This window comes from Pseudomonas azerbaijanorientalis, from assembly GCF_019139795.1.
GTDB classification, from domain to species: Bacteria; Pseudomonadota; Gammaproteobacteria; order Pseudomonadales; family Pseudomonadaceae; genus Aquipseudomonas; species Aquipseudomonas laurylsulfatiphila.
In genome coordinates this window covers 2,626,661-2,645,468 of sequence record NZ_CP077078.1, presented here as the reverse complement: position 1 = coordinate 2,645,468, position 18,808 = coordinate 2,626,661, and the positions used below count along the sequence as shown (strand labels likewise).

Sequence of the window (18,808 nt, the reverse complement as noted above, 5' to 3'; positions counted from 1 at the left end):
GTGCTCACCACTCTTATCCCCATCAGGGGAGTGTTCGATTCATTCAAGTAACCCGATCAATACCGCCGGGCTCAGCATCCTGCGCGCTATGGAACGACCCGACTCAACCGGCGAGTCGTATCAACAGCAACACCAGCCCCAGCAGGAACACAGTTTCACCGACCATCAACACAATGGGTTTGAGCCCCACCGTGGCCAGCTCCTTGAGCTGGATTTTCATGCCCAGCGCGCTGATAGCGACCACCAGGCACCAGCTCGACATCTGATTGCCCAGGTTCTGCACCGCCGCAGGCAACCAGCCGAAACTGGTGACTGTCGCCAGCACCACGAAGGCCACGGCAAACCAGGGCAGCAACGGCGGCCGCTGACCGGTGTCGTTCCCGCCCTGGGAGCGGGTGATCAACACCGCGCAGACGATCACCGGCAGCAGCATGGCGATGCGCATCAGTTTCACCACCGTGGCGGTATCGCCGATGTCATGGGACATGCTGTACCCGGCGCCCACCACCTGGGCGACGTCATGGATGGTGGCACCGAGCAACACCCCCGCCTGCAGCGGGTCCAGACCGAGCGCCCGGGCAATCACCGGATAGACAATCATCGCCAGGGTCGAGAGGCTGGACACGCCAATCACCGTGAACAGCGTCGCGCGCTCCTTGGCATGATGGGCCGGCAACGCCGCCGCCAGGGCCAGCGCCGCCGAAGCGCCGCAAATGGCCGTGGCACCACCGGACAACAGGCCGAACAGCACGTTGAAACCCATGGCGCGCGCCGCCAGCATGGACACCACGATGGTCACCACCACCGACACCACGACGATCAGCACCGGATGCCAGCCCAATGCCACAATCTGCTCCAGGGAAATGCGCAGCCCCAGCAGCGCCACGCCCACCCGCAGGATTTCACGGGCGCTGAAGTCGATACCCGGCTTGCTCGGCCCCGCCGCCAGGAAATTCATGGCCATGCCGAGTAGCAGCGCCAACAACATCACCGGCGCGTGGTATTGATCAGCCAGAAAGCGCGCGGCAATCGCCACGACAACGCTCGCCAGCACACCCGGCAGGTATTGGCTGACAACCGACTGAAACTGAATGACGGCGGACCTGGACATAAGCTAGGCCTTGATTTCCATGGCCGGCAGCGCACGCGTGCTTTCGCGCTTGATCCGTGCCGCCACGTAAAAGAACAAGCCACCGAGCAGCAGCGCCAGAATGTCGCTGACCAGCAACACACGGCTCAGCGGCGAAGCCACCCCGGCAGTCGTCAGCACATCACTGATCCAGCCCACGACAAAGGTGCCGAGCGCTACCGAGAACAGGTTCAGCAGCAACATCGAGCAACCCATGACCGTCGAACGCATGCGCACAGGCACTGCGCCCTGGATCGCGGTGGTCGCGCAACCGTACAGCGACATCAACATGAAAATGCCCACCGCCATGCCGACGTAGAACAGTGGCGAGTCCGTCGGCACCAGGCGATAAGCGATCATGAACGGCGCACTCACCAGCACCAGCAGTACCAGCACACTGGCGGGGCCACCCTTGAAACGCGGGGCCAGGCGATCGCTCAAGACGCCACCGGCCAATGCGCCCAGCGAACCGAAGACAATCTGCATGACGCCCATGGTCGTGGCGATGGTCGCCGGGTCCATGCCGCGCTCGCGAGCGATCCACAATTGCGCGAACGAAATGCCCGGATAGACCAGATGCGCCAGCACGAAACCGGCCACCGTGTAGCGCACCACGCGGTTGCTGCGCAGCTCCGCGAACACTGCGGCCATCTGCGTCGTCAGGGACGCGCCGCGTTCTTGCACGGCGTGGCAGCTGCGTTTGTCGCTCATCAACATCAACGGCAGGCCGATGACAATCCCGGCAAGCCCCAGGAAGTGGAACGTGGTGCGCCAGCCATGGGCGGCGCCAAGCGTACCCGCCAACAAAAAACTGCAACCGATGCCCAGCGGAATGCCGAGGTAGAACAGGCCCATCGCCGTGCCCCGGCGCTTCTCCGAGAACAATTCCATCAACAGTGCCGTGGCGGCAGGCACCAACGCGGCTTCACCGGTGGCCACGAGAAAACGCGCCGCCACCATTTGCTCGAAGTTCTGCACGTAGCCTGAGGCAATCGTGCAGGCGCTCCAGACCAGCATGCCGGCACCGATCACCCGTGGCCGGCTGTGTCGGTCGGCCAGCGCGCCGAGAAACACCGCCATCACCCCGTAACTCAGGACCCAGACCGCGCCGACCAGAAAGCCGTACTGGGCGTTATTGATCGCCAGTTCGCCGGTGATTTGCGGGGCGAAACCCAGCAGGATATTGCGGTCCACCTGGGCCAGCAGGTGAATCACCATCAGCGTTGCCAAAACGGCGCAAGGACTCTTTTTCCAGAACATCGTCTGTACCTTTGAGTTGTTGTTATGAAGGTAAGGCCGGATGCCACTCGTCCCGCCAGGACTAGCGCATGGTCCGCCGCTTCGGCCCAAGGGAAAGTGCGGTGATGCGATAAGCGTCACCCACCCAGTTGCACAGCAATGGACGCGTGCTGTCCGGCTCGATGATGTCGATCACGCCAAAACGCTCGGCGGTACGCAGCGGTGAAGCCAGGGCCTGGTAATGGGCCTCCAGTTCCTTGCGCCGGGCCAGCGGGTCGTCCGCGGCAGCGATTTCCTGCTTGTAGGCGGCGGCCACGCCCCCCTCGATCGGGATCGAACCCCACTGCGCCGAAGGCCAGGCAAACCGGTGCGGCAGGGCGGTGCCCGTCGGGCCGTGCCAAGGGCTGACCATGGCACCGGCGAGGCCGACACAGCGGCGCAGCACAATGGTGATGACCGGCACGCTCGCCTGTTCGATCGCATGCACCGCCTGCATCGCCGCAATCAGCGTGCCTTGCATCTCGGCTTCCTGGCCGGTCATCACGCCGGGCTGGTCGACGAGGTAGATGATCGGCAGATGAAAGGTGTCGCACAGGTCGATGAAACGGGTCTGCTTGAGCGCCGCCGCACGGGTCAGCGCACCGCCGCCGACGCGCGGGTTGTTGCATATGATCCCGACCGGGTAGCCGTCGAGACGGGCGAACGCGGTGATGGTCGACGCGCCGAAATCCGGGGACATCTCGAACAGGCTGTCCTTGTCCACCAGCGACTTGAGGATCTTGTGCGGGTTGAAGATCTTGCGCCGGTCATGGGGAATCGCATCGTTGAGCCAGGCGTCGCGGCGACCGGGAGAATCGGTCGATGTCGCACGCGGTGGCTGCTCCCAGACATTGCCCGGCAGGAACGACAGGAAGCGCTTGGCCAGGTCCAGCGCCTCGGCGTCGCTGTTGGCCGCGAGGTTGATCATGCCGCTGTGGCGATGCACCTGGTCGTATCCGCCGAGGTCGTTCTTGTCGATATCGACGCCGAACGCCTGCTTCACCACTGGCGGGCCGGCCGCGAACACCTGGCTCTGACCGCGCACCATGATCGACAGATGCGAGGCAGCAACTCGCAGCGCACCGAGGCCGGCACAAGCACCGTGGGCGATACCGACGACGGGCACGGCGCCCAGCAGGTTGGTGATCGGCAGCAAGGCATAACCGGGGATCTTGGTGTGGCCAAGCTTGTCGAGCAGCTTCACACTGCCGCCGGCGCTGTCGATCATGCGAATGATCGGCAGCTTGTATTCCCAGGCGTAACGGTCGGCGTAGATCCACTTTTCCGCGACCGCCGCCTCCGACGAACCGCCGCGAATGGTGAAGTCGTCCGCCGCAACCACGGTGCGTCGCTGCTCGATCTTGCCCACGCCAACCACCGCCGTGCTCGGTGTGGCGGAAGCGATCTTGCCCTCGGCGGTGTATTTCACGGCACCGGCGAGGATGCCGAATTCCTCGAAGCTTTCGCCATCGAGCAGGTGGCCGATGCGTTCACGCGCCGTGAGCTTGCCCTGGGCATGATGCTTCTCCACTGCTTCCGGGCCGCCCAATGCATAGGCAACTTCGCGGCGAGCGCGGATGTCGGCGAGTTCCCGGGACCATTCAGGGGCAACAGGCGTGCTCATGACGATTTCCTCTGCAGGCGCGCGAGATAGTCATCGCGCAGAATGTTTTTAACCACCTTGCCGGCGTTGTTGCGCGGCAGGGCGTCGACGAATTCGATCAGGCGCGGTTTCTTGTAGCCGGCGATCAGTGCGGCGCAGTGAATGCCGAGAGCTTCGTTGTCGACGCTGGTGCCTTCGCGGCGCACGACGAACGCTGCGATGCGCTCGCCCCACTCCGCATCGGGCAAACCAAGCACCGCGACTTCAAGCACCTGCGGATGGCTTTCCAGGGCGTCCTCGACTTCCCGCGCATAGACGTTGAAGCCACCGGAAATGATCATGTCCTTGTTGCGCCCGACGATATAAAGGAAACCCTGCTCGTCGAGGTAGCCCAAATCGCCCGAGTAGTACCAGCCATCGCGAATCGCCTCGGCTTCCAGATCGGGACGGCGCCAGAACGCCACTTCACCGATGCCATCGGTGGCGATGGCGATCTCGCCGATTTCCCCCGCCGCCATCTCTTCACCCTGGGCATCGCGCACCGTGATCTGCACGTTGGCAGTCGGTTTGCCGCAGGAGCGCAGCACGCCATCCTCTGCGTGTTCGTACGGATACAGCACCGCCAGCGGCTGCACTGCCTCGGTCATTCCGTACTGCTGGCGCATCACCGGGCCGAACCGCACCATGGCCCGACGGATCAGGTCGACGGAAGTCGGCGCGGTCCCGTAATGGATGCAACGCAGCGACGACAGATCGGCCGCGACCCCGCTGTCGAGAGTGTCGAGCAAGCGCGTGAGCATGGTCGGCACGCACATCATTTGCGTGATCCGCTGGCGTTCGATTTGGCGCAGCGTTTCCAGCGGCTCGAACTTCTCCAGGATCACGTTGCGCGCACCCCGCAAGTAGCACGGCAACAGGTGCACACCGGCGGCATGGGTCAAGGGGCCGACGTGCAACATCGCATCGGTCACGCCCAGGCTGTATTCCATGGCGTAGAAATGGTTGGTCAGGCGCTCGTACCAACGCTTGACCGTATAGGTGACGCCCTTGGGTTTGCCGGTCGTGCCGGAGGTATAGGCGATACGCAGCAAGGCTTCGGGCGACACCTGGACGTTGGGCGCACAGGCCGGCATCGAGGCGAGTTGCTGGCGGTAATCCAGCACTTGCGGTGCCTGCCAGTCGAGCGCCATGACATGACGCAGACTCTCGACGCGACCCATGACCCCCAGGCTGATCTCGCGAAATTCCGGCCCCGCCACCAGCAGGCTCGCGCCGGCGTCGTCGAGGATCGCAATCTGCTCGGCCAAGGTATGCCGGGCGTTGAGCGCCACGTAGACCAGGCCGGCCTTTTCTGCAGCGAAAACGCTTTCTATCGCCTCAGGCGAATTGTCGAGCAACACGGCGACGCGCTCCCCAACTTGCAAGCCAAGGGAAATCAGGGCGTGGGCGAGCCGGTTACTGCCCGCCTCAACCTCGTCGTAAGTCAGTGCCGTGTTGCCGAAGATAAGCGCGGTGCGGCCGCGGTGTTGCCGGGCTGCCCAACTGAGCATGAATCCTGCGGTGCGTTTTTTTGTCATGATATTTTGTCTTATTGTCGACAATTAGACACAGCACTAGGGAGTGTTGTGCCCCCTGTGTGCGGTTATTCCAAGTGGTTCAATGCCGCTTGATGGGAAGCGTTGATCAGCTCGACCATCAGGTTGCTGGCGGCGCTACTGTTGTTCTGCCCTAGTGCCTCGACCAATCCGCGCCAATAAACGGCAGAAGCCTGGCGACGCTCCGGTGAACGCAAGCCCAAGCGGGTGTAGCGTGCAGTCTGGATAGCCAGTGCACCCATCAGTTCTGCCAACTGCTTGTTGCCGCAGGATTGGAACAACACCGTGCTCAGGCGATAACTGCCCTGGGCATACTCGTCCAGTGCATCGGCTTGCCCGGCGATCAGTTCAAGCCGGGTGACGATGGCGTCCATCTGGTTGACGACCGCTGCATCGAGATCGGCCAGGTACTTGGCCAGCAACCCGGCCAGCACGGCGCGGATCTCGAACAGGTTGTCGATTTCCTGCCTGCTCAATGAAGTCACATGCGCGCCACGCTGCGGCACGATGGTCACGACGCCGACCTTCTCGAGAATGCGCAGGGCTTCGCGGATCGGACCACGGCTGACCTGGAAGTGATCGGCCAGCTCCTGCTCACGCACCGAATCGCCCGGCCCGTATTCACCGCGCAGAATCGCCAGCGTAATGCTCTCGGCAATCTGCTCCGGCATCGTCAGAACGCGCTGGCGACCGGCCCGCGTGATACCTATTGCACTACCGCCCTTGGCGGCCGACGCCGAACCTGCATTCATTGACATAGACTTCAATCGCACTCCATCAGCAAAACATCCTGGCCATCTTTCACTACGTCGCCTTCGGCAACGAGGACACTCACTACTCGACCCGACTCGATCGCCATCAAGGGGATTTCCATCTTCATGGACTCCATGATGACCAGGGTCTGATCTTCTTCAACGATATCGCCTTCGCGGACATGGATCTGCCACACCGTACCCGCGACATCCGACTTAACCGCGATTGTACTCATTCTCGCCCCCTCCAAAACACCACTGTTTTCTGAAATAGCCAGGCCTCTGGCCGTCGCGGGCTACGCTTTTTGTATCCAGCGCTGTGCGAACGCCTTGGCTCACGAACTGCAAATTACATGATTGTACGATTGTTGACAATCCTACGTTTCGATGTTTTTATCCGACCAGGCAATTCGAACAACAAGAGGCCGAGGCATGTCGCTCACACATAAAGAAGCACGAAGAATCCTGGAGATCCTGGATCACACGACCCATCTGGACTTCCTTGAAGTCCGCGTCGGTGACACCACGCTGACCGCCAGCAAATCAGGCACGATCCAGCGCTCGCTGGCGCCTGCCCAAGGCGCCGCACCGGCACTGACCGCATCGGCCGCCGCCCCTGCGGCAGCCGCGAGCGAGCCTGAAATCGCCGAGGGCCAGGTGGCCGTGCGGGCGACCATGATGGGCACCTTCTATCGCAAACCCAGCCCCGACCAAGCGTCGTTCGTTGAAGAAAACTCCCTGGTCGAAACCGGCGCGCCGCTGTGCCTGGTGGAAGCCATGAAGCTCTTCAACACCCTCGCCTCCCCGGTGAAGGGCCGTGTGGTACGCATCGTCGCCCAGGACCTGCAGATGGTTGAGCGCGACCAGATCTTGATGATTATTGAACCGGAGGCTCGTTGATGAGCAGCATTCCCGTGGCAACCCGTGACATTCGTCGGGTCCTGATCGCCAACCGTGGCGAAATCGCCGTTCGCATCGTGCGAGCCTGCAAAACCCTGGGTATCGAATCGGTGGCGGCGGTGTCCGTAGCCGACAGCGACAGCCTGGCCGCCCGCCTGGCCGACCAGTGCGTGATCATTGGCCCGCCGCCCGCCGCGCAAAGCTATTTGTGTGCCGAGTTGCTGGTTCGTACGGCCCTGGAGCATCGCTGCGACGCCATCCACCCCGGCTACGGCTTCCTGTCCGAACGCTCGCATTTCGCCCAGGCCTGCGAAGACGCCGGTCTGGTGTTCATCGGTCCGTCGGCACAGATCATCGATTCGATGGGCGACAAGATCACCGCCGTCGGTCTGGCGGAAAAAGCCGAAGTGCCGCGCGTCCCCGGCTCCGATGCGGTGGCCGATGCCGAGACCGCACGCGGCATCGCCAGCGCAATCGGCTATCCGGTGCTGTTCAAGGCCACCGCCGGTGGCGGCGGGCGTGGCATGCGCATCGTGCGCAGCGATGAAGAGGCCGAGGCGGCATTCCGCTCGGCTTCTTCGGAAGCCCAGGCGGCCTTTGGCGATCCGACCCTGTACGTCGAGAAGTTCATCGAGCTGGCGCGGCATATCGAAATCCAGATCATGGGCGATCGCCACGGCAACGTGGTGCACCTGGGCGAACGCGAGTGCTCGACCCAGCGTCGCCACCAGAAGTTGATCGAGGAAGCCCCCTCCCCGAGCCTCGCCGCGCAAACCCGTGAGCAAATGGGTGAGTGCGCCGTGCGTCTGGCGAAAAACGTCGGTTACTTCGGCGCGGGTACCATCGAATTCGTGGTCGATGACCGCGACGGCACGTTCTATTTCCTGGAAATGAATACGCGCATCCAGGTCGAGCACCCGGTGACGGAAATGATCACGGGCTTCGATCTGGTGGCCGAGCAGATCCGCATCGCCGCCGGCTTGCCGCTGTCGTTCACTCAGGCCGACGTAAAATTGAGCGGTCACGCCATCGAATGCCGGATCAACGCCGAAGACCCGGACCGCAATTTCCTGCCCAGCCCCGGCCTGGTGAGCGAGTGGCTGGCCCCCAAGGGCCAGGGCGTGCGCGTCGATACCCACTGCTTCAGCGGCGCCACCGTGCCGCCGTTCTATGACTCGCTGCTGGCCAAACTGATCGTGCATGCACCGACGCGCAGTGAAGCGATCGTGCTGATGCGCAAGGCGCTGGAGGACATGAAAGTCGTCGGACTGTCGACCACCGCCAGCTTTCACCATGCCGTGCTCGAGCATCCGGATTTCGTCGCCGGCCGCGTCACCACGCGCTGGGTCGAAGACGTATTCGTACCGGCCCGCAAGCAGGCGTTGAAACAAGCCAGGGAGCGCGCATGAGCATGACTACTTTGGTCGATGTCAGCCTCAGTGACGGCCAGACCGCCGTCTGGGGCGGTGCCGCCAGCACCGCGATGTTGCTGGGGACGATGAACTCGCTGGGGCTCGCGCGTCTTGCCGCCATCGAAGTCTTGAACCCGGCGGTGATCGCCCAGTGCATCAGCCGTGAGGAAAATCCGCTGCAACGCGTTGCTGCGCTGCGCGAGCGCGCCAACGGCACGCCGCTGCGCGCCACGGTGAATCTGCTTGCGACCCATGGCTATATCGATGTGCTGTCGGGCGAGGCACTGAACACCTGGCTGCGAATGCTCGCCCGGCATGGCATCAGCGAGGTCGTATTGATCGATCCGCAGCTGGATTTCCAGCGTCTGGACAGCGCCGTGCAAATGGCCTTGGCCAACGGCCTGAGCGTCATCGCCGCCCTGCCCTACGTCGACGATGATGAACACAGCGACGCTCACTATTCAGCAGCGGCTGCACGGCTGGTCCAGTCCGGTGCACAGCGCATCATGTTGCGCGACGAAGCCGGCCTGCTGCATGTCGATCGCCTGCCCGGGTTGCTTTCAGCACTGCGCGAAGGCCTGGATGGCACACCGCTGGACCTGCACATTCGCTGCCACACCGGGCTCGGCCCGCAGGTTGCGCTGGAGGCGATTCGACTGGGCATCGAACGTCTCGATGCCGCTCTGCCTTGTGTCGCCAATGGTGCATCGACGCCTGCGCTGCCCCTGCTGGTGCGCTCGGCGGCGTTGCTCGAACTGTCGCTGCGAGCCCCGGACCCGGACCGTATAAAAGAAGCCGAGGCCCAGTTCGCCGCCGTGGCGGATCAGCAAGGTTTCCCCGAAAGCCAGCCCTGGGCATTCGGCCTGGCCCCTTACGAACATCAACTGCCAGGCGAAGTCGCCGCCGACGCCATGCAGGCCTTGCGCTCGCGCGGACGCCTGGCGGATCTGTTCGGGTTTTCCCGTGAGTGCACGCGCATACGCCAGGAGTTGGGCAACCCGCCGATGCTGCCGCCCTTCGCACAGGCGATTGCACGACAGGCACTCGAACATCTGGATGCCGAACCACGCTATGCCACGCTGCAACCCGCCTTGCGCCGCTGGCTGCAAGGTTGCTACGGCCCGATCGACACGTCACTGAGCAGCCTGCAACAACGCATCGGCGCCGTCGCGACGCCGTGCCGTCCGATCAATCTGTCCACCGATGATGCGTTGGCCGCTCTGGTCTGCGGCTGCCCAGCACTGCCGCCGTTTCAGAGGCTTGAGTATGAAATCCGCACCCCCGAGCAAGCCCTGACCCAAGGGCTGCTGCAACGCTGGCCCGGCTACACCGTACTGAGTGTCACAGGCCCGGGCCTGTCCATCCATCTCGAACACAGCAAGGGGTGACATGTGCTGAATCAACTACGCGAAAAAGTGAATGCGGAGTTCATCCGCACCGGCAAACGTCGCCGTATCCAGCTGGTCGATGCCACCCTGCGTGACGCGCACCAGTGCCTGTGGGCCACGCGCATGCGCACCGAGCACATGCTGCCGATGGCCGAGCGTCTGGATGCCCTGGGCTTCGATGCGATAGAAGCCATTGCCCTGGTGCAGTTCGACGCCAGCGTATTGTTCCTCAACCAGAGCCCGCTGGAACGGCTGCGCCTGTTGTCCGAGCGCATCCGCCACACGCCGCTGCGTGGCATCGTGCGCAGCAACATGCTGCGCAGCTTCTACCCCGAGCCGGACGATCTGAGCGAGTTGTACGTCGAACGCCTGGTCGCCAACGGCGCGCGGGATATCGGCTTCCTCGACTCCCTGCATTGCTGGGACAACCTCGTCCCGGCCATCGCCACCGCCAAGCGTCTGGGCGCCACGACCACCCTGGCGATGATCTACAACCTGGCACCGGGCTACGACGCAGCGTTCTACGCCGCCAAGGCGCGCGAGGCGATCGAGCGTTTCGACATCGACGCCTTTGCCTTCGGCGACGCCGGCGGCAGCATGACCGTCGAGCAAGTGCGCAACATTGTGCCGGCGATCAAGGTCGTGATCGGCGACCGCCCGCTGGAAGTGCTCACCCATTGCCTGAATGCCACCGGTTCGCTGGTGGCCCTGGAGGCGGCGGTGCACGGTGCCGACCGCCTGCTGTGCTCGATCGATCCGCTGGCCAACGGCAACGCCGGGCCGTCGGCACAGATGCTGGCGCGCAACCTGCGCGAGATCGGCTTCGAGGTCAGTTTCGACGACCGCGCGGCAGACGAAGTCGGTGACTACCTCGCCGGCATTGCCGAAGAAAACGGCTTCCCCGTGGGCGTCCCGGCGGAATACGACCCGGCGCACTTTGTCACCCAATACGCCGGTGGCGCCATGTCCAACCTGCAATCGCAGCTGCAACTGGCAGGCATCGCCGACAAGCTGCCAGTGGTGCTCGAAGAGATCGCGCGCATCCGCGTCGAACTCGGCTCGCCGGTCATGGCCACGCCCTTCCCCGCGATGATCGCCGCGCAAGCAGTGATGAACGTGCTGAGCGGCGAGCGTTACAAGGTGGTGCCGGATGAAGTGAAAAAGTACGTGTGCGGCTACTTCGGCTCCCTGCCACTGCCGGTGGACCCCGACGTCAAGGATCGTGTGCTCGCCAACGGTTCCCGCGAAATCGCCATGCAGCCACCACTGTTGGCACCAAGGGTTCCTGAGCTGCGTCGTCGCTATCCCGGCCTGTCGGACGATGAACTGCTGCTGCGGGCCATGTACGGCGACGAAAAAATCACCGGCCTGCTTGCGACCGTGATCGACGACACCTTCAGTGTGCGTCGTCCGCTGAACGAGCTGATCGCCGGTCTGGCCAGGCTGCCGGAACAACGTCATGTGCATATCGCCATGGCCGGTTTCGAATTGCGTACTCGTTGAGGCTGCCATGTCGACTCCCATCCCGCCACGCCCCCTGCCGCAACCCACCGCCGAAACGGCCGTCTATTGGGCGGCCGCGCAGGAGCAACGATTGGTCATCCAGCGTTGCGCGAGTTGCGGCAACTGCCAGTTCTACCCGCGCGCGTTCTGCATCGGCTGCCTGTCCGAGCGCATCGAGTGGATCGATGCCCGCGGCCAGGGGCGCATCTATTCCTGGACGGTTAGCCGCATTGCCCCGTCGCCGGCCTTCGAGGCCCGGCTGCCTTATGTCGTCGCGCTGATCGACCTCGATGAAGGGGTCCGGCTGGTCGCCAACATCCTCGACGCCGACCTTGAGCGCGTGCGGATCGGCGCCGCCGTCAGGGTCTGTTTCGAAACCGTCAGCGAATCCTGCACGCTGCCCCAGTTCACTCTTTTGGATTAGCCGTCACCATGGAAATGATCACCGACTACTTCGATACCGGCGCCAATCGCCATCCCGATAACATTTGCCTGCAAGGCACCGGCTTCAGCCTGACCTACGCCCAGGTGCAGGCCGAATCCCACGCGATCGGTCATGCCCTGTCCCTGCTGCGCCTGCGATCGGCCCATGTCGGCGTGCTGGCGCCCAATCACCCGCTGGGTTTCGTCGCCATGCTGGGCGCGTTGCGCGCGGGGGCGACTTTCGTGCCGCTCAACGCCCGCGACTCGATCGACAGCCTGATCTGGTTCATGAGCTTCACCCAACTGTCGGTGCTGGTCCTGCATTCCCAGTATGCCGAACATGCCGAACGCATCCGCGCAGGCGTGCCGACGCTGACCACGGTGATCGGCCTGGACCAGCCCATCGACGGTTTGAGCATCGCCGACTGGTGTCGCGAACACGCCGGTCAGCGCTGCACTGTGCGCAATTCGCCGGACGACACCGCCCTGATCAAATCTTCGGGCGGCACCACCGGCCGGCCGAAAGCAATCATGCAAAGCCACCGTGCGCTGCTGGCCTGCTACCGCATCAGCAACCAGTTCATGCCGCCGGCGAAAAGCCCGGCGCATCTCGTTGTCGCGCCGCTGACCCACGCCGCCGGCGCGACCGCCATGGCGCTGTCGATTTTCGGCACGCGCAACGTCATCGCAGCGTCCGCCGATCCCGGCACCGTCCTGGAAACCATCGAACGGGAGCGCATCACCCACCTGTTCCTGCCGCCGACCCTGATCTACCGACTGCTGTCGCACCCGGATGCCCGGACCCGCGACTGCTCCTCACTGGAATACGTGATCTACGGCGCGGCGCCGATGTCCGTGGACAAGCTGCGCGAGGGCATTGCCCTGTGGGGACCGGTGTTCATGCAGGCCTACGGTCAATCCGAAGTGCCTGGGGTGATCACTCTGCTGACGCGCGAAGACCATATGCGCGACGGCAAGCACCTGGGCTCGGCCGGCCGCCCCACCGGCGCCTGCGAAGTGGCGCTGATGGATGAAGAAGGACGCTTCGTCGAGCCTGGCGAACGCGGCGAAATCGTCGCCCGTGGCGAGCTGGTAGCGCCGGGTTACTACGACAACCCGCAAGCCAATGCCGAGGCCCGCCGCTTCGGCTGGCATCACACTGGCGACATCGGCGTGTTCGACGAAGGTGGCTATCTGTATATCGTCGATCGCACCAAGGACATGATCATCTCCGGCGGTTTCAATATTTACCCGAGCGAGATCGAGCAAGTGATCTGGGCGCATCCGGCGGTGATGGATTGTGCGGTGGTCGGACTGCCCGATGCCGACTGGGGCGAGAAAGTCATCGCCGTGATCGAACTCAAGGCCGGCGCCAGCGCGACCGCCGAGGAATTCGTCGCGATCTGCCGCGACAAACTCGGCAGTCTGAAAACGCCCAAGCAAGTGTTGTTCTGGGAGAGCCTGCCGCGCAGTCCGGTCGGCAAGGTATTGAAGAAAGACGTGCGCGCGCAACTCGTCGCCCAGGAGGCGCAAGCATGAGCCACGACCCTTCCCGCCTGGCAGGTCGCTACGCCATCGTCGGTGTCGGCGAGGCCGGGCTTGGCAAGGCGGCGCCGGGCGACACCGCGCTGTCGCTGCAATGCCGCTCGGCCCGTGACGCCCTGCTCGATGCCGGCCTCACCCTGGCCGATATCGATGGGGTTTTCGCGCACTGGGACGACCGCGCCAACGCGCTGCTGGTGAGCGAGTACCTGGGTATCACACCACGCCATGTCGACAGCACGGTGGTCGGCGGAGGTTCTCCGCTCACCCATTTGATCCACGCCATGGCCGCGATCGAGGCGGGGTTGTGCTCGGTGGCGCTGGTCACCTACGGCAGCACCCAGCGACTGGATCAAAGCCGCAATCGCGGCGGCGTCATCAACGACCCGCGCTCGCCGTCGGGACAATTTGTTGCGCCTTACGGTGTACTGAGCCCGATCAGCTGGTACGCGATGCTCGCGCAGCAGTATCTGCATCGTTATCAGGCGAGCGAGGAAGACCTCGGCGAGGTGGCGATCAACGCACGACGCTGGGCACAGTTGAATCCACAGGCGACGCTGCGCAAACCGCTGACTATGGAGGAGTACCTGGCGTCGCCACTGATCTCGGACCCGCTGCGCAAGGCCGATATTTGCCTGGTCAGCGATGGCGCCGGTGCGTTGATTCTCACCAAAGCCGACCGCGCACGCACGCTGGCGAAACCGCCGGTGTACATCCGCGGCTTCGCCGATAGCTATAGGCATCACGTCACGCCACTGGTCTCGACCGACTGGCTCGCCCCTGGCGTCATCGCCGACTGCGCCGAGCGTGCGCTTTGCATGTCCGGCATCGCGCGCGACGAATTGAGCATGGTGCAGATCTACGATGCGTTCACCATCAACGTGCTCGTCGCGCTCGAAGCCATGGGTTTCTGCGCACCCGGGCAAGCCGGCGCATTCTTGCACAGTGGCATTGCCGCGCCCGGCGGTGCATTGCCGGTCAATACCTCCGGCGGCGGGCTGGCCTTCAACCACTCCGGCCAGTTCGGCATGCAATTGATGATCGAATCCGTGCGTCAGCTGCGTGGCGAATGCGCCGGGCGCCAGGTCGCCAATGCCAGCAGTTGCCTGGTCCAGGCCAGCGGGCTGTTGATGTCGGCGTTCATGACCCTGGTTCTGGCAAATTGAGATCGACCATGAAGACGACAGTCCCGATCCGAACCCTGCAGGCCTTTCGTATGCTCGACTGGCGCGATGGCGCCCGTCTGTGCGAAGTGCCGCTAGTTCTGCGCACATTGCGTCACGGCGAAATCGTCGGACGTGCCGTCACAGTTCCCAATGAGACCTCACGATGACCTGCGAACACCCATCACCGGAACAGCAACTGCAGGCCCGCCGCGAAAGCACCCTGCAAATGGGAGGCGAGGCCAAGCTCCAGGCGCGCCGCGAGGCTGGCGTGCTCAATGCACGCGAACGACTGGAGGGCCTGCTCGACCCGCAGTCGTTCAGCGAAATCGGCATGCTCGCCCACTCCTCCCGGCCCGAGGACCGGGACAGCACGCCGGCGGACGGCAAGATCACCGGTTTCGGTCGCATCGATTCGCGTCGGGTGGCCGTGGTCTCCAACGACATGACGGTCAAAGGCGCGTCATCCTCATGGATCAATGCACGCAAGATCGCTTACATGAAGGAATGCGCCACCCGCAATGGCATGCCGCTGATCTTTCTTGGCGAATCGTCCGGCCAGCGCATGCAGGACGCAATGGGCGCTGCGAGCATGGCCAGTGCCGGCCAGGATGCCCAGCAATACTGCCGGCGCCGCGAAACCCCGTGGGTCAGCGCAGTACTGGGCCCGTGTTTTGGATCGGCAAGCTGGTACTCGTGCCTGGCGGACTTCACCGTCATGCGCAAGGGTGCATTACTCGCCGTCTCCAGCCCCAAAGTCACCTCTGTGGCGATCGGTGAATCCTCGGACGTCGAGGAACTAGGCGGCTGGCGCATGCATGCTGAAATCACCGGGCTGGCCGACAAGGTGGTCAACACTGACCAGGAAGCATTGAGCGCGATCCGGCAGTTTCTCAGCTACCTGCCCTCTCACTCAAATGAGACACCCGCCCTCCTGCCCTGCGGACCCGAGGATCGACCTGACCCGTCGGGCCCGGAAACCATCGTCCCGGTGGAGCGCAGCAAAACCTACGACATGCGCAAGCTGCTGGCGACGCTGGTCGATCGCGACAGCCTGTTTGCGCTCAAGGACCGATTCGGCCGCTCGGTCGTTACCGCTCTCGCCCGCCTTGAAGGCGCCAGCATCGGGATCGTCGCCTCCAATCCGCAATTCAAGGGCGGAGCGCTGGACGCTGACGCCTGCCGCAAGGCCACCGGCTTCATCGCCATGTGCGACTCGTTCAACATTCCATTGGTGTTTCTTGTCGATACGCCTGGCTTCCTCGTGGGCATCGAAGGCGAGAAACGCAGCGCACCGGCGCACATCATGAACATGATCCACGCCGTACAACTGTGCTCGGTACCCAAGCTCTCGGTGATCGTGCGCAAGAGTTTCGGCCAGGCCTATCTGAATTTCGGCGGTGGCCGCAACAGCGACCAGTCGGCCGCCTGGTGCTCGGCCGATGTCAGCTTCGTCGACCCGGGCGTGGCGGTCAGCGTCGTGCATGACGTGACGCGCGAGACGGATCCCGAGCGCTACGAGTGCCTGTACGCTGAATTCTCAAAAGACACCTCGGCCTTTGCACTGGCCGGTGCGCTGGGCACCCACGAGGTGATTGCACCGGGAGAAACCCGTCGTTTTCTCGTCGAGGCACTGGCGGCACAGCGGCGCGCAATCAATAACGGTATCGGGCGCCACGAAATGCGCACATGGCCCACCTACTTTTGACCGGCGCGCTTCACGCAGCCCCTCCTCTATTCAAGGAATCGCCATGAATGTATTCATCGTACATGCCCATCCCGAGCCAAGATCCTTTACCGCCGCCTTGCGCGACCAAGCGGTTGAGACCCTGCAATCCCAAGGGCATCAGGTCCGGGTATCCGACCTGTACGAAATGAACTGGAATCCGGTAGCCGGTGCCGGGGATTTCCGCGCCCGGGAAAACCCCGAGTATCTGGTCTACGCACTTGAGCAACGACGCAGCAGCAAAGAACAGACACTCGCCGCCGATATCCAACAAGAGTTGGACAAACTGTTGTGGGCGGACCTGCTGATCCTCAATTTTCCGGTTTACTGGTTCTCGACGCCGGCCATCCTCAAGGGCTGGATCGATCGGGTTCTGGTATCCGGCATTTGTTACGGCGGCAAGCGTTTCTACGATCAGGGCGGCCTGCGCGGCAAGAAAGCCCTGGTGACCGTGACCCTGGGCGGGCGCGAACACATGTTCGGCGACAACGCCATCCATGGCCCATTGGAAGACATGCTGCGCCCGCTACTGCGCGGAACCCTGGCCTATGTCGGAATGGACGTGCTGCAGCCATTTGTCGGTTGGCATGTGCCGTACATCACTGATGAAGCTCGACAGGACTTCTTGAAGGGGTACCGCCAACGCCTGGAAAACATTGGCGAGGATCGCCCCCTCGCGTACCCGCGCTTGAGTCAGTTTGATGATCGACTCTATCCCCTTGGAATCGCTCCCGAAGAGCCGGGCACCATCTGCTGTTGATGCCAGATTGCGCAGAATAATCCCGAGGCCGTCAAGCTTCGACTAAGCAACAGGCCCTTCAGGGGGTGGGTGAGCCGATGCTCAGCGACGGCTTTCGGGTAGAAGTGGCACTTGCTGGCAGACCGCAATCGACTATGGATTCAACCGGTCGTGGCAACACAAATTCATTAAAAATGGAGTCGTGTCGCTTAGTACCGATAGGTTGCCTGCACTGAAACGCCATGCGCACTATTTTGGTAATTGGCACTGTATTGCGGTTGAAGACCGGAGTTGTTCGACTGTTTCACCGAGACTTTGGAATCCCAGAGATAACCGTAAGCAAAGTCGATCGTCAGATCTGGACTCGGCGAGTAAGCCCCCCCAAGGGTCACGGCCTGGCGATTGCCAACCGGAACGCGCACGCTGCGATCGGCATTTCTGATGGGCGAAGGATCATAGGCGTAGCCCGCGCGCAGCAGCCATTGTTGGTTCAATTGATACGAGGCGCCAACGGCGGTGCTCCAGGTGTCCCGCCAGTTCATTTCTTCGATCACATGTCCCAGGCCAGCCGCCTGGCCCAAGGGGGTAAGACCGCTGTTGACTGCCTCGATCTTCTTGATCCGGCTCCAACGTTTCCAGGTGGTCCCCAGGTAGCCCGTCCAGCGACTATTGAAATGATGGGTGATAGACGTGTCCACGGATTCGGGCATCGTGAGGTCTATCTTGTTGTCATAATTTCCGTCCAGCGGAATAACGCTCGGGGAGCCAGAAACCTCAGTATGCCCCTTGAGTTCATAGTCCACCTTCGAGTGGTAGTTGATTCCCCAACTGGTTGCCTCAGTAAAGTCGACCAGGATGCCGACGTTGTAGCCTAGTGCCGTGTCATCGCCTTTGACGGTGACCAGTGTGTCCTCGCCGTTGTTCAGGGCGCCGGTGGCCAGGTAATTCTGAAGCTTTGCATTGAAACGGTTTATGGTCGGTCCGCCACCAATGGACACGTAATCATTGATCCGCCAGGCAATGGTGGGCTGCAGGGTGACTTCTTTGGTCGTGCTATAGGAACCATGGTAGCGGCCCTGAAAAGAGCCCTCGTAATCATTGATCAGGCCACTCGGCGCATAGAGGCCCAAACCAATCGAAAAACGATCATCAAGTGGCGTCGACATATAAGCGAAGGGCACGACCCCCAAAGGTACCGAGTCCCCCTCATTCGTTCCTGGGGCGCTGCTCTGCGCATCACTGATATCGTCGCTCACCGAGACGACCGCGGCTCCGCCGGAAATCTCACTACGCTTCAACTTGGTCAAGCCCGCGGGGTTTCCAAAAATGGTGCTGGCGTCCAGCGCGGAAGACGACCTTCCCGCATAGGCAGTTCCTGCACTGCTTGCACTTTGTTCGTTCAGGGCAATGCCATTGGCGCTTGCAATGGTGGAGGCGCTGAGTAGTGCGATGGCACTGCTGAATTTAATCCAGACAGCACACTTACGCTGTGCAGAGAGACACGGGATCACGCGGCTATTCAGTTTCATTATCCACCTCTTGTTTATTGTTTTTGTTGGTTGCACGCAGGCAAGGCTTCGCCGTCCCGTGCACTTCTTAGTGCCGGTTGGAGTTGATTGATGTTGTGTAAAACACCCTGACTGAACAGCGCCAGG

17 protein-coding genes are annotated in these 18,808 nt (G+C 62.7%); 10 read left to right on the top strand and 7 right to left on the bottom strand.

What is annotated here, in order from left to right; genetic code table 11:
• Nucleotides 1-103 precede the first annotated feature (103 nt).
• The 6 genes from KSS91_RS11710 to KSS91_RS11685 form a co-directional block, all read right to left on the bottom strand.
• Entirely contained in the window at nt 104-1,111 is a 1,008-nt protein-coding gene (locus tag KSS91_RS11710; protein WP_217838027.1) for a YeiH family protein, read from the bottom strand.
• A 3-nt stretch (nt 1,112-1,114) separates the two neighbouring features.
• Nucleotides 1,115-2,389, bottom strand: coding sequence for an MFS transporter (locus KSS91_RS11705; protein WP_217838026.1), 1,275 nt, complete (start codon nt 2,387-2,389; stop codon nt 1,115-1,117).
• A 61-nt stretch (nt 2,390-2,450) separates the two neighbouring features.
• Complete coding sequence (locus KSS91_RS11700; protein WP_217838025.1) at nt 2,451-4,031, bottom strand: acyl-CoA carboxylase subunit beta; 1,581 nt, start codon at nt 4,029-4,031, stop codon at nt 2,451-2,453.
• Nucleotides 4,028-5,587, bottom strand: coding sequence for a class I adenylate-forming enzyme family protein (locus KSS91_RS11695; RefSeq protein ID WP_217838024.1), 1,560 nt, complete (start codon nt 5,585-5,587; stop codon nt 4,028-4,030). Before KSS91_RS11695 ends, KSS91_RS11700 begins: the two co-directional genes overlap by 4 nt.
• Before the next feature lie 65 nt (nt 5,588-5,652).
• Nucleotides 5,653-6,363, bottom strand: a complete 711-nt coding sequence (locus KSS91_RS11690) for a GntR family transcriptional regulator (RefSeq protein WP_225923760.1) — start codon at nt 6,361-6,363, stop codon at nt 5,653-5,655.
• A gap of 5 nt (nt 6,364-6,368) precedes the next feature.
• Nucleotides 6,369-6,593, bottom strand: a complete 225-nt coding sequence (locus KSS91_RS11685; RefSeq protein WP_126045442.1) for an acyl-CoA carboxylase biotin carboxyl carrier protein subunit — start codon at nt 6,591-6,593, stop codon at nt 6,369-6,371.
• Nucleotides 6,594-6,789: 196 nt separating this feature from the next.
• On the opposite strand from KSS91_RS11685, the gene KSS91_RS11680 reads away from it, so the two are divergent.
• From KSS91_RS11680 to KSS91_RS11635, 10 genes are read left to right on the top strand one after another with little or no spacing between them, the layout of a single operon-like run.
• A complete protein-coding gene (locus tag KSS91_RS11680; protein ID WP_217838022.1) occupies nt 6,790-7,257 on the top strand; it encodes an acetyl-CoA carboxylase biotin carboxyl carrier protein in 468 nt (155 codons plus the stop codon).
• Nucleotides 7,257-8,666 (top strand): acetyl-CoA carboxylase biotin carboxylase subunit, encoded by a 1,410-nt coding sequence (accC, locus tag KSS91_RS11675; protein ID WP_217838021.1) that lies wholly within the window; start codon nt 7,257-7,259, stop codon nt 8,664-8,666. Before KSS91_RS11680 ends, accC begins: the two co-directional genes overlap by 1 nt.
• Nucleotides 8,663-10,057 carry an acetyl-CoA carboxylase biotin carboxylase subunit family protein gene (locus tag KSS91_RS11670; RefSeq protein WP_217838020.1) on the top strand — a complete coding sequence of 465 codons (1,395 nt, stop codon included), beginning with the start codon at nt 8,663-8,665 and terminating at the stop codon, nt 10,055-10,057. The genes accC and KSS91_RS11670 overlap by 4 nt, the downstream gene beginning before the upstream one ends.
• 3 nt (nt 10,058-10,060) lie before the next feature.
• Nucleotides 10,061-11,560, top strand: coding sequence for a hypothetical protein (locus KSS91_RS11665; RefSeq protein WP_217838019.1), 1,500 nt, complete (start codon nt 10,061-10,063; stop codon nt 11,558-11,560).
• Between the two features lie 7 nt (nt 11,561-11,567).
• Nucleotides 11,568-11,984, top strand: a complete 417-nt coding sequence (locus KSS91_RS11660) for a Zn-ribbon domain-containing OB-fold protein (protein ID WP_126045437.1) — start codon at nt 11,568-11,570, stop codon at nt 11,982-11,984.
• An 8-nt stretch (nt 11,985-11,992) separates the two neighbouring features.
• Complete coding sequence (locus KSS91_RS11655; protein ID WP_217838018.1) at nt 11,993-13,522, top strand: AMP-binding protein; 1,530 nt, start codon at nt 11,993-11,995, stop codon at nt 13,520-13,522.
• Complete coding sequence (locus tag KSS91_RS11650) at nt 13,519-14,691, top strand: thiolase C-terminal domain-containing protein (protein WP_217838017.1); 1,173 nt, start codon at nt 13,519-13,521, stop codon at nt 14,689-14,691. Before KSS91_RS11655 ends, KSS91_RS11650 begins: the two co-directional genes overlap by 4 nt.
• Nucleotides 14,692-14,699: 8 nt before the next feature.
• The gene (locus KSS91_RS11645; protein WP_193601727.1) at nt 14,700-14,858 is read left to right on the top strand and encodes a hypothetical protein; all 159 of its coding nucleotides are present in this window, start codon (nt 14,700-14,702) and stop codon (nt 14,856-14,858) included.
• A complete protein-coding gene (locus KSS91_RS11640; protein ID WP_217838016.1) occupies nt 14,855-16,396 on the top strand; it encodes an acyl-CoA carboxylase subunit beta in 1,542 nt (513 codons plus the stop codon). Before KSS91_RS11645 ends, KSS91_RS11640 begins: the two co-directional genes overlap by 4 nt.
• A 43-nt stretch (nt 16,397-16,439) precedes the next feature.
• The gene (locus tag KSS91_RS11635; RefSeq protein ID WP_217838015.1) at nt 16,440-17,174 is read left to right on the top strand and encodes an NAD(P)H-dependent oxidoreductase; all 735 of its coding nucleotides are present in this window, start codon (nt 16,440-16,442) and stop codon (nt 17,172-17,174) included.
• Nucleotides 17,175-17,362: 188 nt separating this feature from the next.
• Here the strand turns inward: KSS91_RS11635 and KSS91_RS11630 are convergent, their stop codons facing one another.
• A complete protein-coding gene (locus KSS91_RS11630) occupies nt 17,363-18,682 on the bottom strand; it encodes an outer membrane protein transport protein (protein WP_217838014.1) in 1,320 nt (439 codons plus the stop codon).
• Between the last annotated feature and the right edge of the window lie 126 nt (nt 18,683-18,808).

Coding starts and splice junctions, on each gene's coding strand:
- KSS91_RS11700 (WP_217838025.1), bottom strand. CDS start 4,031: ATGAGCACGCCTGTTGCCCCTGAATGGTCCCGGGAACTCGCCGACATC.
- KSS91_RS11640 (WP_217838016.1), top strand. CDS start 14,855: ATGACCTGCGAACACCCATCACCGGAACAGCAACTGCAGGCCCGCCGC.
- KSS91_RS11635 (WP_217838015.1), top strand. CDS start 16,440: ATGAATGTATTCATCGTACATGCCCATCCCGAGCCAAGATCCTTTACC.
- KSS91_RS11680 (WP_217838022.1), top strand. CDS start 6,790: ATGTCGCTCACACATAAAGAAGCACGAAGAATCCTGGAGATCCTGGAT.
- KSS91_RS11695 (WP_217838024.1), bottom strand. CDS start 5,587: ATGACAAAAAAACGCACCGCAGGATTCATGCTCAGTTGGGCAGCCCGG.
- KSS91_RS11705 (WP_217838026.1), bottom strand. CDS start 2,389: ATGTTCTGGAAAAAGAGTCCTTGCGCCGTTTTGGCAACGCTGATGGTG.
- KSS91_RS11670 (WP_217838020.1), top strand. CDS start 8,663: ATGAGCATGACTACTTTGGTCGATGTCAGCCTCAGTGACGGCCAGACC.
- KSS91_RS11690 (WP_225923760.1), bottom strand. CDS start 6,363: ATGTCAATGAATGCAGGTTCGGCGTCGGCCGCCAAGGGCGGTAGTGCA.
- KSS91_RS11710 (WP_217838027.1), bottom strand. CDS start 1,111: ATGTCCAGGTCCGCCGTCATTCAGTTTCAGTCGGTTGTCAGCCAATAC.
- accC (WP_217838021.1), top strand. CDS start 7,257: ATGAGCAGCATTCCCGTGGCAACCCGTGACATTCGTCGGGTCCTGATC.
- KSS91_RS11630 (WP_217838014.1), bottom strand. CDS start 18,682: ATGAAACTGAATAGCCGCGTGATCCCGTGTCTCTCTGCACAGCGTAAG.
- KSS91_RS11645 (WP_193601727.1), top strand. CDS start 14,700: ATGAAGACGACAGTCCCGATCCGAACCCTGCAGGCCTTTCGTATGCTC.
- KSS91_RS11650 (WP_217838017.1), top strand. CDS start 13,519: ATGAGCCACGACCCTTCCCGCCTGGCAGGTCGCTACGCCATCGTCGGT.
- KSS91_RS11685 (WP_126045442.1), bottom strand. CDS start 6,593: ATGAGTACAATCGCGGTTAAGTCGGATGTCGCGGGTACGGTGTGGCAG.
- KSS91_RS11660 (WP_126045437.1), top strand. CDS start 11,568: ATGTCGACTCCCATCCCGCCACGCCCCCTGCCGCAACCCACCGCCGAA.
- KSS91_RS11655 (WP_217838018.1), top strand. CDS start 11,993: ATGGAAATGATCACCGACTACTTCGATACCGGCGCCAATCGCCATCCC.